At 69.2% G+C, this 15,188-nt stretch carries 13 protein-coding genes and 1 pseudogene; 7 read left to right on the top strand and 7 right to left on the bottom strand.

From position 1 onward, the window contains the following. The coding region (locus ACFQ4H_RS29905) for an MFS transporter (RefSeq protein WP_377577418.1) at positions 1-1,543 on the bottom strand (1,543 nt) is incomplete at its 3' end. A 159-nt stretch (positions 1,544-1,702) separates the two neighbouring features. Here ACFQ4H_RS29905 and ACFQ4H_RS29900 point away from each other — a divergent pair. Beyond that, a complete protein-coding gene (locus ACFQ4H_RS29900; RefSeq protein ID WP_377577415.1) occupies positions 1,703-2,452 on the top strand; it encodes a TetR/AcrR family transcriptional regulator in 750 nt (249 codons plus the stop codon). Between the two features lie 270 nt (positions 2,453-2,722). On the opposite strand, the pseudogene ACFQ4H_RS29895 reads toward ACFQ4H_RS29900, so the two are convergent. Beyond that, positions 2,723-3,673, bottom strand: a pseudogene (locus ACFQ4H_RS29895) (cytochrome c oxidase assembly protein); the annotation flags it as partial. A gap of 108 nt (positions 3,674-3,781) precedes the next feature. On the opposite strand from ACFQ4H_RS29895, the gene ctaE reads away from it, so the two are divergent. From ctaE to qcrB, 4 genes are all read left to right on the top strand, one after another. Continuing rightward, a complete protein-coding gene (gene ctaE, locus ACFQ4H_RS29890) occupies positions 3,782-4,381 on the top strand; it encodes an aa3-type cytochrome oxidase subunit III (protein ID WP_377577412.1) in 600 nt (199 codons plus the stop codon). Positions 4,382-4,484: 103 nt separating this feature from the next. Further along, positions 4,485-5,372: a cytochrome bc1 complex diheme cytochrome c subunit gene (qcrC, locus tag ACFQ4H_RS29885; RefSeq protein WP_377577409.1), complete on the top strand. Its 888-nt coding sequence runs from the start codon at positions 4,485-4,487 to the stop codon at positions 5,370-5,372. Next, on the top strand, positions 5,369-6,460 hold the full coding sequence (gene qcrA / locus ACFQ4H_RS29880) for a cytochrome bc1 complex Rieske iron-sulfur subunit (RefSeq protein ID WP_377577406.1): 1,092 nt from the start codon (positions 5,369-5,371) through the stop codon (positions 6,458-6,460). Before qcrC ends, qcrA begins: the two co-directional genes overlap by 4 nt. A 73-nt stretch (positions 6,461-6,533) precedes the next feature. Further along, on the top strand, positions 6,534-8,162 hold the full coding sequence (gene qcrB, locus ACFQ4H_RS29875) for a cytochrome bc1 complex cytochrome b subunit (RefSeq protein ID WP_377577403.1): 1,629 nt from the start codon (positions 6,534-6,536) through the stop codon (positions 8,160-8,162). A 770-nt stretch (positions 8,163-8,932) separates the two neighbouring features. On the opposite strand, the gene ACFQ4H_RS29870 is transcribed toward qcrB, so the two are convergent. Together ACFQ4H_RS29870 and ctaC are read right to left on the bottom strand one after the other, a co-directional pair. Further along, positions 8,933-9,358 carry a cytochrome c oxidase subunit 4 gene (locus ACFQ4H_RS29870; protein WP_377577400.1) on the bottom strand — a complete coding sequence of 142 codons (426 nt, stop codon included), beginning with the start codon at positions 9,356-9,358 and terminating at the stop codon, positions 8,933-8,935. 9 nt (positions 9,359-9,367) lie between these two features. Beyond that, entirely contained in the window at positions 9,368-10,339 is a 972-nt protein-coding gene (ctaC, locus tag ACFQ4H_RS29865; RefSeq protein ID WP_377577397.1) for an aa3-type cytochrome oxidase subunit II, read from the bottom strand. A 171-nt stretch (positions 10,340-10,510) separates the two neighbouring features. On the opposite strand from ctaC, the gene ACFQ4H_RS29860 reads away from it, so the two are divergent. Both ACFQ4H_RS29860 and ACFQ4H_RS29855 read left to right on the top strand, forming a co-directional pair. Then, entirely contained in the window at positions 10,511-11,662 is a 1,152-nt protein-coding gene (locus tag ACFQ4H_RS29860) for a cysteine desulfurase family protein (RefSeq protein WP_377577394.1), read from the top strand. Further along, positions 11,659-11,895: a sulfurtransferase TusA family protein gene (locus ACFQ4H_RS29855; RefSeq protein ID WP_377577391.1), complete on the top strand. Its 237-nt coding sequence runs from the start codon at positions 11,659-11,661 to the stop codon at positions 11,893-11,895. Before ACFQ4H_RS29860 ends, ACFQ4H_RS29855 begins: the two co-directional genes overlap by 4 nt. A gap of 148 nt (positions 11,896-12,043) precedes the next feature. Here ACFQ4H_RS29855 and ACFQ4H_RS29850 read toward each other — a convergent pair whose 3' ends face one another. From ACFQ4H_RS29850 to ACFQ4H_RS29840, 3 genes are all read right to left on the bottom strand, one after another. Next, positions 12,044-13,021, bottom strand: coding sequence for a carbohydrate kinase family protein (locus tag ACFQ4H_RS29850; RefSeq protein WP_377577388.1), 978 nt, complete (start codon positions 13,019-13,021; stop codon positions 12,044-12,046). Between the two features lie 449 nt (positions 13,022-13,470). Further along, positions 13,471-13,839 carry an iron-sulfur cluster insertion protein ErpA gene (gene erpA, locus ACFQ4H_RS29845; protein WP_377577385.1) on the bottom strand — a complete coding sequence of 123 codons (369 nt, stop codon included), beginning with the start codon at positions 13,837-13,839 and terminating at the stop codon, positions 13,471-13,473. Between the two features lie 183 nt (positions 13,840-14,022). After that, on the bottom strand, positions 14,023-15,159 hold the full coding sequence (locus tag ACFQ4H_RS29840; RefSeq protein WP_377577382.1) for a glycerate kinase family protein: 1,137 nt from the start codon (positions 15,157-15,159) through the stop codon (positions 14,023-14,025). Between the last annotated feature and the right edge of the window lie 29 nt (positions 15,160-15,188).

Below are 15,188 nucleotides of genomic sequence, written 5' to 3'. Positions count from 1 at the left end.
AGCCACGGTGTGCGCCGCCACCGGACGCGACGGGTCGTACCCGTCGCAGGGCGAGCAGGGAGACCACGGCGGCGACGGCCATCACGACCGCGGCGGTGACGGCCGCCACCTGCATCCCGTCCACGAACGCCACCCGGGCCGCGGCCAGCAGCGCGTCACCGGCCGGTCCGGGCAGGCCTTCGGCGACCACGGCGGCACCGGCCAGGGTCTCCCGTACGCCAGCCACCGCCTCGGCGGGCAGGCCGGTGGGCATGCCGTCGGCCACCCCGTCGCGGTACACGGCCAGGCCGATGCTGCCCAGCACAGCCATGCCGAGCGCGCCACCGAACTCCGAGGAGCACTCCACCAGCGCCGATGCGGTACCCGCCTGCTCCGGCGGGGCGGTGCCCACGACCAGGTCGGTGATCAGGGTCATCACCACGGCCGTACCGGCGGCGAAGACACCGGCACCGGTGAGCACCAGCCACAGCGGGGAGTCGACCCGGACCTGAGCCAGTACGACGAAGCCGACGACCGCGATCAGGAAGCCTGCGCTGATGAGGTAGGCCCGGTTGACCCGCTGGGCGAGCATCGGCGACAGCGGTGCCACCACACTTATCCCGAGCGAGGGCACCAGGCTCCACAGCGCCGCCTCCAGCGGGCGCATGTCGAGCACCGACTGCAGGTACTGCGTGGTGAAGATGGCGAAGCCCACGATCGCGAACATCGCCACCAGGTTGGTGAGAACCGAACTGCCGAACCCCCGGTTACGGAACAACGCGGGGTCGATCATCGGGCTCGCCGTGGTTCGCTGCCGCCAGACGAATCCGGCAGCGATGGCCAGACCAGCCGCGATGATCAGTATTCGGGTCAGGTCGACGCCGTGCGCGGCGATCTCCTTGATGCCGTAGATCGCCGGCAGGACGGCGGCCAGGGAGAGCAACGCGCTGATCCAGTCGAACCGGCCGGCCCGCGCCGGTCTGAACTCGGGCACCAGCGCCGGCGCGAGCACCAGTAGCAGCACCATCACCGGCAGGTTGACCAGGAAGACCGAGCCCCACCAGAAGTGGTCCAGCAGCAGACCGCTGATCACCGGACCGATCGCCACACCGCCGGTCAGTACCGCGGACCAGACCGCGATGGCGGTTCCCCGCTGCTTCTCGTCGTGGAACATGTTGCGGATCAGCGCCAGGGTCGACGGCATCAGGGTCGCCCCACCGATGCCGAGCAACGCCCGGGCGGCGATGAGCAGTTCGGGGCTGGTGGCGTACGCCGCCCCGACCGACGCCAGCCCGAACGCCGCCGCACCGATCATCAGCAGCCGACGACGGCCGATGCGGTCGCCGATCGCCCCCATCGTGAGCAGCAGTCCGGCCAGTACGAACCCGTAGATGTCAAAGATCCACAGCTGTTCGGTGCTGGTCGGCGTCAGCTCCCGGCTGATGAACGGCACCGCGAAGTACAGCACCGACACGTCCATCGACACCAGCAGCAGCGGCAGGAGCAGTACGACCAGCCCGGTCCACTCCCGCCGTCCCGCCCTGGGTCGGGTAACCGCACTCATCCGGACACACCTCGATTTCCTGTCGCCATGGAAGTCGCCATGGAGGTCGCCACGAAAGCTTCTGCGTAGAACATACGCTCTACTGCGTATGCCCTACGCTCTTCTGCGTAAGTTATACGCAGCACTAGGATGGCGGTCAACCCGAGGAGAGCGAAGGCAATGGAAGACGACAGCGCCGCCAGCCTGCCGCCAGGCATCGAGGCAGCCTGGGGGCTGCGGGAGCGCCCGCCGAAGGGACCGAAACGCAGCCTGAGCCTGCCGCAGATAGTCGACGCGGCGATCCGGGTCGCGGACAGCGAGGGCCTCGCGGCAGTGTCGATGAGCCGGGTCGCCACCGAACTCGGCGCCGCACCGATGTCCCTCTACCGCTACGTCGTCTCAAAGGACGAACTGCTGGTGCTCATGGTGGACGCCGCCTATGGGAAACCCCCGACGGCCGACGGGCCGGACGAGGGCTGGCGGGCCGAACTGGCCCGCTGGGCCTGGGCCGAACGGGAGGCGCTGCGGCGGCACCCGTGGGTGCTCCGGGTGCCGATCAGTGGACCGCCGGCCACCCCCAACAATCTCCTCTGGTTGGAGGCGGGCCTGCACCACCTGCGCGACACCGGTCTCACCGCGACCGAGAAGCTTTCGGCGATCCTGCTGCTCACCGGTTACGTCCGCAATACCAGTACCCTCGCCGTGGATCTCGACGCGGCGGCCCAGACGTCCGGCACCACGCTGTCCCAGACGGTGACCGGCTACACCCGGTTGCTCCGGAGCCTGATCGACCCCCAGCGGTTCCCGCAGCTCAGCTCGGCCCTCGAAGCCGAGGCATTCGGCAGCGACGGTGACCTGGACGACGAGTTCGCCTTCGGCCTCGAACGTGTGCTCGACGGTGTCGCGGCGCTGGTCCAGGCACGCGACTGACCAGGGCCAGCCACCCCCACGGGATCGGCAGGATCCCGATCCCGTGGACCGGTCCGGGCACCCGGCTGACCAACGCGGTAGGCCGGTCCGGACATACGGCTGACCACGACCGTAGGCCGGTTGGACACGCGACCTGACCGGGACGGCGGCACGACCACGCGACCGTTGGCCGGCACCGCTCCGAAGGGAGGATCAGGCGGGCGCGGATCCGGCGGTGGGCTCGCGGACCCCCTGATCGTCCTGTTCAGGGGTCGGCTGGGCAGCCTGCTCGCGGGCCGACTGGGCAGCTCGCTCGCGAGCCTCCTGCCGGTCCAGCTCACGGTCGATCCGACGCGCCTCCCGCTCGGACTGCCGGATCCACTGGACCACCAGTACGGCCAGCATGGTGACGCTGACGAACTCGCCGCCGGCCCACAGGATCCCGCCGGCGACCTCCTGGTCGCTCCACGGGTTGGACCAGCTGAGCCCCAGCGACGGGTACCAGTCACCGCCGAAGAGCGTGGTGCTCTCCATGATGGTGAGCCCCAACACTGTGTGGAACGGCACGGAGAGCACCATCAGCAGGGCCCGCGCCGGATACGGCCAGCGGCCCGGCAGCGGGTCGTGCCCGACCAGCGGCCAGAAGAACAGGCAGCCGGTCAGGATGAAGTGGGCGTGCGTCAGCTCGTGCGCGAACGAGTTCTCCAGCGTCAGCCGGTAGAGGTCAGTGAAATAGAGCACGAACGGGTTCACCACGAAGATGGCGAACGCGTAGAGGGGAAAGGTCACCACCTTCGCCACCCGGCTGTGCAGTACGGCCAGCAGCCACCGCTTGGGCTTCGCGGGCAGCGTACGCAGCGCCAGTGTCATCGGCGCACCGAGCGCGAGGAAGATCGGGGCGATCATGGAGAGCACCATGTGCTGGACCATGTGCACGGACAGCAGCGTGGTGTCGTAGGCACCCAGCCCGGACAGGGTCACCGCAGCGATCGAGCCGAGGCCGGGACCGAGGAACAGCACGGTCCGGGACACCGGCCAGCGGTCCCCACGGGCCCGCAGGCGGTGCACGCCGTACAGGTAGCAGCCGGCAACCAGCACCAGCATGACGGCCAGCCAACTGTTCAGCGTGGACTCCGTCAGTATCGTGGAGACGGTGAACGGAGGCGGCGTCGCCTCACCACCGGCCGCGACGGCGGACGCCGGACTCGGGACGGCGGCGAGATTCAGATCGACGTGCAGCACGCTCCTCAGGCTAGGCCAGCCGCCCCGTCCCTGGTCGGCCGCCCCTCAATGCAGGGCCATTTGGCCCCCCGGCGTCCGGCGAGGCCGGTCGCGGGCAATAATGACCGCGTGACTGCGGCCTCAGCCATTGACAAGAGCCGGATCCACTCGCTGACACGCCCGAACATGGTCAGTGTCGGGACGATCGTGTGGCTCTCCAGCGAACTCATGTTCTTCGCGGCGTTGTTCGCGATGTACTTCTCCATCCGTGCAGCTGCCCCCGAGCAGTGGGAGATGCACACCGAGGTACTCAACATTCCGTACGCGACCACCTTCACGGCGATCCTGGTGGCGTCCTCGATCACCTGCCAGCTCGGCGTGTTCGCGGCGGAAAAGGGAGACGTACACGCGCTCCGACGCTGGTTCGCCATCACCTTCGTGATGGGCCTGATATTCATCCTCGGGCAGCTCAACGAGTACCGCGAGCTGGTGCACGAGGGGATCAAGATCAACGCAGACGGGTACGGATCGGTCTTCTACCTGACCACCGGCTTCCACGGCTTGCACGTGGCCGGCGGCCTGGTGGCGTTCATCATCCTCATGATCCGTACGACCATGGGTCGGTTCACCCCGGCCCAGGCGACCTCTGCGATCGTCGTCTCCTACTACTGGCACTTCGTGGACGTGGTGTGGATCGGCCTGTACCTCATGATCTACTGGCTCCAGTGATCTAGGCGCCGTCAACGCTCTGCGCCGCTGCCCGTCTTCTTCTTCCGAGACATAGCTGCTCCGTCCCTGAGACAAGGTCGAGAAACCGTTAAGGACACAGGCCATGACTTCTGACAACCCCGACGCGCGATCCGGCGCGGCTGCACCCTCCGCGGGCCGCCCCGGGTCGGGCGGGCGAGGCGTGCTCGCGCGGCTACGCCGTGGGCGATCCACACCACGCAGCCGGGGCCGCCGCCGGCTGGGCGCCGCAGTACGACTGCTGGCCGCGCTCACCCTGGCCGGTGGCGCCTACACCGTCTTCGCCCCGGGCCTACAGGCGCAGGACACACCGCAGCTGAGCAGCGCCGGCCAGGACGGCAAGGCGCTGTTCGACGTAAGCTGCGTCTCCTGCCACGGAAGCAACGCCCAGGGCATCGAGGGGCGTGGGCCGAGCCTGATCGGCGTCGGCTCGGCCTCGGTCGAGTTCCAGGTGAGCAGCGGCCGGATGCCGATGGCCCGCCAGGAGGCCCAGGCCGAGCGCAAACCCCCGGTCTTCACCGACGAGCAGAGCCGCCAGCTCGGGCAGTACGTCCAGGAGCTCGGTGGCGGCCCGCAGCTGCCCGAAAGCACGGACCTCGCCAAGGGCGGTGACGTAGCCGAAGGTGGTCGGCTCTTCCGGATCAACTGCTCCTCCTGCCACTCGTTCGGTGGCGGCGGTGGTGCGCTCTCCTCCGGCAAGTTCGCCCCGGGCCTCTACCCGGCAACCGACCGGCAGATCTACGCCGCAATGCTCACCGGACCGCAGAACATGCCCGTCTTCGGTGACAACCAGCTGCGTCCCGAGCAGAAGGCCGACATCATCGCCTTCATCCAGGAGGGTCTGAAGCACGACAAGGACCCGGGTGGCTTCAACCTCGGTCGGCTCGGTCCGTCGACCGAGGGCGTGGCGATCTTCCTGGTCGGCATCGTGGCCCTGGTCTTCGCCAGCCTGTGGATTGCGGGGAAGTCATGAGCAACCAGGCACCCCGGACCGGTCAGGATGCGGTCGACCTCGACGACCCGAACCTGACCCGCTTCGACCTCCTACAGGAGGGTCTGCGGCGCGACGACATCGAGATCGTCCACTACGAGCCGCAGTTCCCGGTCCCCGGCACCAAGGCCGAGCGCCGGCTGGTCCGTACCGTCGCGCTCTTCTTCCTGCTCACCGGCCTGGCGGCGACCGCGTTCCTGGTCGTCTACATCTGGTGGCCGTGGGAGTACCAGCCGGGTAGCGGGCAGGACAAGTGGTTCACGCCGCTGCTCGGCATCTCCCTGGGCGTCGCCCTGCTCGGCATCGGCTTCGGCGTCCTCACCTGGGGCAAGAAGCTGCTGCCCAAGGAGGTGGCGATCCAGGATCGGCACGACGGCGGATCCTCTCCCGAGGACCGCAAGATCACTGCCGGCACACTCGGCTACATCGCCGACGAGCTGGGCGTACGGCGCCGGCCGCTGCTGGGCGTCTCGCTGCTGGCCGGCCTCGCACCGGTCGGTGCGGTGGCCGCGGCACCGCTGGTCGGTGGTCTGATCAAGCAGCCGCACGAGAAGAACCAGATGTTCACCACCGGGTGGGCACCGGTCGACGACCACGGCTCCCAGAAGCTGATCCGCCTCACCCGGGAGGACGGCTCGCCGATCCGCCCCGAGGAGGTCAGCGCGGGCGGCCAGATGACGGTCTTCCCCGGCATCCCGCACGGTGCGTCCAACAAGCACGCGGACTCCCCCACCCTCCTGATCCACCTGCGGGAGGACGACGCCCGCAAGGCCCGGGAGGCGAACGTACGGGAGAAGAAGCCCGACTTCATGTGGGGCAACTACGTCGCGTACTCGAAGATCTGCACGCACGCGGGCTGCCCCGCGAGCCTCTACGAGCAGCAGACCAACCGGCTGCTCTGCCCGTGCCACCAGTCGCAGTTCCTGATCACCGACAATGCCAAGCCGATCTTCGGACCCGCCAGCCGCAGGCTTCCACAGCTGCCGATCACGGTGGACGCGGACGGATTCTTCGTGGCGAAGTCGGACTTCACCGAGACCGTCGGCCCAGACTTCTGGGAGCGGCCATGAACGGGCGTACCGAGCGGCTCAGCCCGCTCACCGTTGACTTTCATGGCGGCGACGAGCGCAGCGAGGAGATGTCGTGAAGCGCCGTAAGGTGGATGTAGCCGCGCTGCCGGGCAAGGCTGCGGGCCAGGTCGACGACCGGCTCCAGGTCGCCACCCCGCTGCGGGCGCTACTCAACAAGGTGTTCCCGGACCACTGGTCGTTCCTGCTCGGCGAGATCGCGCTGTTCTCGTTCATCGTGCTGCTGCTGACCGGTGTGTTCCTGACCTTCTTCTTCGACCCGTCGATGCAGGAGGTCGTCTACAACGGCGCCTACGCCCCGCTGCGCGGCTCGCACATGTCGGCGGCGTACGCGTCCAGCCTCGACATCTCGTTCGAGGTACGCGGTGGTCTGATCATGCGTCAGATGCACCACTGGTCGGCGCTGCTGTTCATGGCCTCGATCGTGGTGCACATGCTCCGGGTCTTCTTCACCGGCGCGTTCCGCAAGCCGCGTGAGCTGAACTGGATCATCGGTTCGCTGCTGTTCTGGGTGGGCTTCCTCGCCGGCTTCACCGGCTACTCCCTCCCGGACGACGGCCTGTCCGGCACCGGTCTGCGGATCGCCTCGGCGATCATGCTGTCCATCCCGGTAGTCGGCTCCTGGGTGACCTCCTCCATCTTCGGGGGCGAGTTCCCGGGCGACATCATCATCAGCCGCTTCTACATCGCCCACGTACTGCTGGTGCCCGGCCTGCTGGTCGCGCTGATCAGCGCGCACCTGGGTCTGGTCTTCAAGCAGAAGCACACCCAGTGGCCCGGCCCCGGCCGGACCAACAAGAACGTGGTCGGCGAGCGGATGTTCCCGCGTTACGCGATCAAGCAGGGCGGCTTCTTCATGGTCGTCTTCGGCGTGATCGCGCTGATGGGTGGCCTCTTCCAGATCAACCCGATCTGGCTGTTCGGGCCGTACGAGGCAGCCGTGGTCTCCGCGGCCAGCCAGCCCGACTGGTACGTCATGTTCCTCGACGGGTCGACCCGACTCATGCCGGCCTGGGAAATCAACATCCCGATCGGCGACGGTTACGTCATCCCGCCGCTGTTCTGGCCGACGGTCGTGCTACCCGGCATCCTGGTTGGTCTGTCGCTCATGTACCCGTTCATCGAGGCACGGCGCAACAAGGACTACGGGCACTACAACCTGCTCCAGCGTCCCCGTGACGTGCCCAACCGTACGGCGATCGGCGCGATGGCGGTCACGTTCTACGTGGTCCTGACCCTCTCCGGCGCCAACGACGTCATCGCGGAGAAGTTCTTCATCAGCCTCAACGCGATGACCTGGGTCGGCCGGATCGGCCTGCTGCTCCTGCCCCCGCTGGCCTACTACGTCACCTACCGGATCTGTCTGGGTCTCCAGCAGCACGACCGTGAGGTGCTGGTCCACGGTGTCGAGACGGGCATCATCCGCCGGCTGCCCGACGGGCGCTTCGAGGAGGTGCACCAGCCGCTCGCCGCACCGGACGAGCACGGCCACGGTGAGCTGGACTACGTCGGTTGGGTCGTACCGAAGAAGATGAACCGGCTCGGTGCCCTGGGGCCGGCCATCAAGGGATTCTTCTACCCGATCGAGAAGCCGGTCGAGGCGCCGGTCTCGCCGGGACACCCGCCGGTCGAGCCTCGACCGGAGCACAGGGAGGTCGGCAGCGGCGGCAAGAAGCCCAGCTGACCCCTCCGCAACGAAAGTGGCGCCCGCCGGTTCTCCGGCGGGCGCCGCTTTCGTTCCTGCCACCGAATCCGACCGGTAGGCATTGCCGGAAACGATCCACCGTACGCCTTCGCCGCCGTACCGACCCGTGGCTGTGTCGCCTGTCCGCAGACCGGCCGCTACGGTCCCGTCCCTGGAACGACGACAACCCCGCCACCAACCACCATGCCCAGGTGCGCAGCCCCGCCGGTAACCCACCCTTACCCCCGGACGGGTACGGCGGCGAGACGGGCGTCCAGTGGCTACTCGATTCCGGAGCACCGGCCGGCAAGGTGGTACTCGGTATCCCGCCCTCCGGCAACGACGGGCCGACCGGGCGATTGGACGGCTGGGCAACGGCGCGACCGGGACAACTGGACGGCTGGGCAACGGCGCGACCGGGACAACTGGACGACCGGGCGACCGGGCGACCGGGCGATTGGACGGCTGGGCGCCTGGGCGCCCGGGCGGATTGGGCGGCTGGGACGGCGTACCCGCCAAGAACAACGGTCTCACCCGGTTGGGGTACCCGCGGCACGGGTTGGGCCACGTACGGCGCGCTCAGGGCGATTCCCGGCACCACCTACATGGACGCCGCTGCGGTCGCCGCCTACCGGTACGACGGGGACCGCTGGTACGGCCACGCTGGCCGCCGGGGGCTACGACGGTGTTGGGGTGAGCTGCTGGAACGACGATGCCCGGCACAGCCGGATGGCTGTGCCGGGCATCGTGTCGTCGCCCTGAAATCCGCCTCAGTGCTCGGCGGTGCGCCGGGTGCCGGAGTAGTACTCGAAGAGCAGGCCGCAGGCGGCGAAGACCACCGCTACCAGGCCGGCGACCACGAGCCACAGCTGCCAGAACGCCAGGCCGGCGGCAGCGATCGTGGCGGCGATCGCCAGGCCGAACGGCCAGTAGCTACCCGGGCTGAAGAAGCCGACCTCGCCCGCGCCCTCGGAGATCTCCGCGTCCGGCCGGTCCTCCGGACGCGGGTCGATCCGCCGGGAAACGAACCAGAAGAAGCCTCCGCACATCCCACAGAGCCCGAAGGACAGCACCAGCGCCGTGGTGCCAACCCACTCGACACGGCCGGACTCAGCGCTGGTCCACGCGGCGTAGACGCCGGCGACGAGGAGCAGGAAGCCCGCGACGATGCTGAATACGCGCCATTCAGTCTTCATGCCTCGACCTCAGTTTCCGACGCCAGCGGCGCTGGTCTTGTTGAAGTTCTGCTCGTCCCGGCGGGTGTCGAACGGGTGCGTCGTGGTGGCCAACGGCGGCTCGCCGATCGCTTCCAGCGCCTCCTGCGTCGTCTTGCCCTCCCGCTTGGCAGCCAGGAACCGGTCGTACTTCTCCGGCGAGACCGCCCGCACCTCGAAGTTCATCATCGAGTGGTAGGTCCCGCACAGCTCGGCGCACCGACCGACCCACGCGCCCTCGGTCTGGAGCTTCTCGACCTCGAAGACGTTACGGATCTTGCCCGGGAAGAGGTCGCGCTTGAACAGCAGCTCCGGCACCCAGAACGAGTGGATGACGTCCTTGCTGGTCTCCTCGAACCGGATGCTCCGGTTCGTCGGCAGCACCAGCACCGGTACGACCTCGGTCGTGCCCAGCGTGGACGCGATGGTGTTGGCGTCCGGGCCGACACCGTCCCGGTAGTTGAACTGCCAGTTCCACTTGAACGCCACGACCTCGACCGTGACGTCCGGGTTCTTGCTGACCCGGTTCACGTCGGTCTGCACGACCGCCGTGTAGTAGAAGAGCACGGCGACGACCAGGATCGGCGCGATGGTGTAGAGGAACTCCATCGGCATGTTGAACCGGGTCTGGACCGGTAGCTCCTCACCGCGCTTGCGGTAGCGGATGATGCACCAGAAGATCAAGCCCCAGACGAAGACACCGACCGCGAGCGCGGCGATGACCGAGGCGATCCATAGGCTGTACATCTTGTTGGCCTCGGGCGTAACGCCACCCTGTGGCCAACCGAAGCCGTGGAACGTCCTTCCGACATCGCAACCGGTGAGCAGGGCGAGCAGCGCCGCTCCACCGACGCCAAGCCCGACAAGCCGCCCGGCACCACGCCGCTGGCTACGCCTAGCGGCATTCTGGGGAGTATTGTGCCGTACAGCCGAGGGCTGTACCTCCGAACCCCTTGCGACCACCTGGTCCTGCCTCCCTAGCGCGCCGCCCGATGTCTGTTTGATTAGCACCAGCGGCAAAGGCGTCACCGACGGTCGCAGATTACTCGACCATGCCAGCTTGGGCGGCCTTGGGGTGGCCAGGTCATCCAGTCGGGAATCTTGATTACCCTGCCACGCGCTACCGTTTCCTTCGTGAACCTCCCCCCCGTCTATTTCGACGCGGCCACCGCCGCGCCACTGCACCCGGTGGCCCGACAGGCGCTGCTGGCCGCTCTGGACGACGGTTGGGCCGACCCCGGAAAGCTCTACGCGAAGGCCCGCCGGGCCCGCCAACTCCTCGACGCGGCGCGGGCGGCGACCGCCGAGGTTCTCCGGGTACGCCCCGACGAACTCTCCTTCACCGCCAGCGGTACGGCCGCAGCGCACGCCGCCGTACTGGGTGGCCTGGCCGGGCGCACCCGCGTGGGCCGGACCCTGGTCCACTCGGCGATCGAACACTCCGCCGTACTGCACGCCGCGCAACGGCACGAGGCGGCCGGCGGGTCGGCCGTGCCCGTACCGGTGGATTCCCTCGGCAGGCTGGACCTGGCTGCCTGGTCGGCGGCGGTCGACGCCCCCGGGGTCGCGCTGGCAGCACTGATCAGCGCAAGCCACGAGGTGGGTACGGTGCAGCCGGTGGCCGACGCGGCGCAGGCCTGCCGGTCGGCCGGTGTGCCGCTCTGCGTCGACGCGGCCCAGTCGGTCGGTCGGGTACCGGTGCCCGAGGGCTGGTCGGTGCTGACGGCCAGTGCCCACAAGTGGGGTGGCCCGCCCGGTGTCGGACTGCTGGTGGTCCGTAAGGGCACCCGCTGGGAGTCGCCCCATCCGGCGGACGAGCGGGAGGCTGGTCGTACGCCCGGGGTGTTGGATCTGCCGGCGATCGTCGCGGCGGCGGCCTCGCTGCGGGCGGTGGTCGTCGACGCGGCGGCCGAGGCGACCCGGCTCTCGGCGCTGGTCGACCGGATCCGGTCGACCGTGCCGGCGACGGTGCCGGACGTGGAGGTGGTCGGTGACCCGGTCGACCGGCTCCCCCACCTGGTCACCTTCTCCTGCCTCTACGTCGACGGCGAGGCGCTGCTGCATGCGCTGGACCGGCGCGGTTTCGCGGTCTCCTCCGGCTCGTCGTGCACCTCGTCCACGCTGCGTCCCTCGCACGTGCTGGAGGCGATGGGCGTGCTCTCCCACGGCAACGTACGGATCTCGCTGCACCGGGAGACCACACCGGACGAGGTGGAGCGTTTCCTCGCCGAGCTGCCCCGGATCGTCGCCGACCTGCGGGCCGAGGCCGGGGTGGTCGGGCTGTGAGCGGGCCGGTGGAGGTGCTGGACTGCCTCGGGCAACGTTGCCCACTGCCCGTCATCGCGATCGCCCGTCGGCTGCCTGAGCTGCCCGTCGGCGCGGTGGTACGGGTGCTGGCCGACGATCCGGCATCCGCCAACGACATCCCGGCGTGGTGCCGGATGCGCGGTCAGGAGTTCGTCGGCGCGGCGACGACCCGGGACGGTTCTCCGGCGTACGACGTCCGTCGCTCACACTGATCCGGCACCGGCCGGCGGCGCTACGGCTACGGCTACGGCTTTCGGCGAGTTTCGCCGGCCCCCAGCAGACCGACTGGTCCCCGCGACTGTGCGCGTCCGTTGTCGCTGGAGCGCAACAGACGCGCACGAACCCAGTCGGATGTTCGGGTCAGCCGAGCAGGTGCTGTCGCACGTCGTCGGCGGCGGTGTCGCCGTACGACTCGGCCAGGCGCTTGACGAAGACGTCGGGCCGGACCTCGTACTCCTGGGTGCCTACCGTCTCCAGGACCAGGGTGGCCAGCAGGGAGCCCACCTGTGCGGACCGCTCCAGGCTCAGTCCCCAGGTGAGTCCGGCGAGGAAACCGGCCCGGAAACCGTCACCGACACCGGTCGGGTCGACTGCCTGGGTCTCCCGGGCGATCGGCACGTGGATCGGGTCGAAGTCCCGGCTGGCGATCTCCACTCCGCGCTTGCCCAGCGTGGTGACCCGGATCCTGACCCGCTCCAGCAACTGGTCGTCGGTGAGTCCGGCCTTGCTCTGGAGCAACGACTTCTCGTAGTCGTTGGTCATGAGGTACTCCGCGCCGTCGATCAGCTTCACCACGTCCTCGCCGTCCATGCGGGCGAGCTGCTGGGACGGGTCGGCAGCGAAGGCGTACCCCCGGATGCGGCACTCCTCCGAGTGACGGATCATCGCGGCCGGGTCGTTGGCCCCGACCACGACCAGGTCGAGCCCACCGACGCGCGCTGCGACCGGGGCAAGTTCGATGTTGCGGGCCTCACTCATCGCTCCGGCGTAGAACGAGGCGATCTGGCACATGTCCTGGTCGGTGGTGCACACGAACCGAGCCGTGTGGGCAACCTCGCTGACGTGCACCGAGGCACAGTCGACGCCGTGCCGCTCCAGCCACGAACGGTAGTCGGCGAAGTCCGCACCGACCGCGCCCAGCAGCACCGGGCTCAGCCCGAGTTGCCCCATCCCGAAGGCGATGTTGGCGGCGACCCCACCCCGGCGCAACACCAGATCGTCGACCAGGAAGGAAAGTGAGACCTGGTGCAGTTGATCGGCGATGAGCTGGTCGGCAAACCGCCCGGGGAAGCGCATCAGGTGGTCGGTGGCGATCGATCCGGTAACGGCGATCTTCATCTCGGTCGGCCCTCAAAGTCGGTTGCGGACAGCACAGCGCCGGTCAGCCTACCGCCCCGGTCCCCGCACCGATGTCATCTGGCCCGGTTCCGCCGGGAACGATGGATCATCGTCGGCGCGGGCCGCCGATGACCGCTGTCAAGGGCCGAAAGTCACCGGATGTCAGGGTCCGAGGTCACTACGATCCGGGGCCGAAGGTCCGCCGGGGACGGGCCGAAGGTCACGAGTTTCCGTCCCCCGGGCACGACGACACACGGGGACGGAAACTGAGACACGGTCCCGGACCCGAGACACGATCCCAGAACTGGGACCGGTCCCGGACCCGGCCGGAAATCCGGTCCCGCATCCGGCAGGAAATGCTGACAGGGGCCCTCCCGGTCACCAGCCCGACTGACGATCAGTCGGGGCAGCGGCCGGGCTGGCCCCTGTCTGTTGGAGTACGCGTCGACTCAGTGGAACGAGTCGCCACAGGCGCAGGAGTTCTGCGCGTTCGGGTTGTCGATGGTGAAGCCCTGAGCGTCGATGCGGTCGGCGAAGTCGATGGTCGCACCGGCGAGGTACGGGGCGCTCATCCGGTCGACGACGACCTCGACACCGTCGAAGTCGGTGACGATGTCACCGTCGAGGGCCCGCTCGTCGAAGAAGAGCTGGTACCGCAGGCCGGAGCAGCCACCGGGCTGCACGGCGACCCGTAGCCGCAGATCGTCGCGGCCCTCCTGCTCGATCAGGGCCTTGACCTTCTGCGCAGCAACGTCGGTGAGGACGATGCCGGTCGGGGCCTTGGCCTCGGTCGACTCGGTCTGGGCTGGCGTGGTCACGTGAATTCTCCCTGCGCCCGTTCGGTCTGGTCGTACTGGCCAACGCTATCCGTCTGGCCGGTGATTCCCAATCTGGTCCGGTTCCGATTGTAGGCCGGTGAGGGATACGTCACCCGGACCACCGGCCGAGCCGGCGGCCATTCATCTCTGCGGCTCCACCTGCGGAGCCGGCGGCCACCCGTCTCAGCGGCTCCACTGGCGGGCCAGCCGGGCGGCGATGGCGCGTAGCCCCTCGGCCGGGCGGCTCATCGCCTCCGCCTCGGTCCCGAAGTGGTCCACCAGGCTGTACGTCTCCGTGACACCGACCGACGCGGCTTCCCGCCGCCCCGTACTGACCCGGCCGGCCAGCACCACACAGGGCAGGCCCCGGTCCCGGGCCGCCTCGGCGACCCCGGCGACCACCTTGCCGCGCAGCGACTGATGGTCGAACGAGCCCTCCCCGGTGATCACCAGGTCGACCCGGTCGAGGGCGTCGTCCAGCCCGATCAGGCGGGTGACCAGCCCGATGCCCGACTCGCACCGGCCGCCGAGCGCGAGGATCGCCGCGCCGAGCCCGCCCGCCGCCCCGGCCCCGGGCAGCGCGGCCAGCCCCGGTGGACAGGAGGGCAGGTCCCGTTCCAGCACGCTGCCGAAGCGCTCCAGGGCGGAGTCCAGCAACAGCACGTCCGCCCGCGAGGCGCCCTTCTGCGGGCCGTACACGTTCGCCGCCCCGTACAGCCCGGTGAGCGGGTTGTCGACGTCGGTGGCGGCCACCAGCTCCACCCCCCGTATCCGGGGCACGCCGTCCAGCCGTGCGACAGCGACCAGCGCGCCGCCACCGTACGGCAGGGCGTAGCCGGCCTCGTCCAGCGCGGCGGCGCCGAGCGCGGCCAGCATGCCCGCGCCCCCGTCGTTCGTGGCGGATCCGCCCAGCCCGATCACCACCCGCCGCGCTCCGGTCTCCACCGCGGCGGCGACCAACAGCCCCAGGCCGTACGACGTGGTGGCCCTCGGGTCGCGTTCGGCGACGTCCAGCAGGTGCAGGCCGCACGCCTGGGCGCTCTCCACGTAGGCGGTACGTCCCCCACCGGCCGGATCGTCGACCACCAGCACCTCGCCGGTCGCCGGGCGGCCGAGCGGGTCCACGACGGCGACCGGCAGCCGGTGCCCGTCGAGTACGTCGGCCAGCACCTCGACGAACCCGGGGCCGCCATCGGCCAGCGGGCGGGCGACGATCTCGTCCTCCGGCGCGGTGTCGTGCCAGCCAGCGGCCACGGCGGCGACCACCTGGGGGGCCGGGAGGGTGCCGGCGAACTTGTCCGGACAGATCAGGATCCGCATGTTCGGCAGTGTGGCAGCCCACACGACGA

Origin of the sequence: Micromonospora sonneratiae (genome assembly GCF_042679305.1) — a bacterium.
GTDB classification, from domain to species: Bacteria; Actinomycetota; Actinomycetes; order Mycobacteriales; family Micromonosporaceae; genus Micromonospora_H; species Micromonospora_H sonneratiae.
This window is presented reverse-complemented; position numbering and strand designations above follow the sequence as displayed.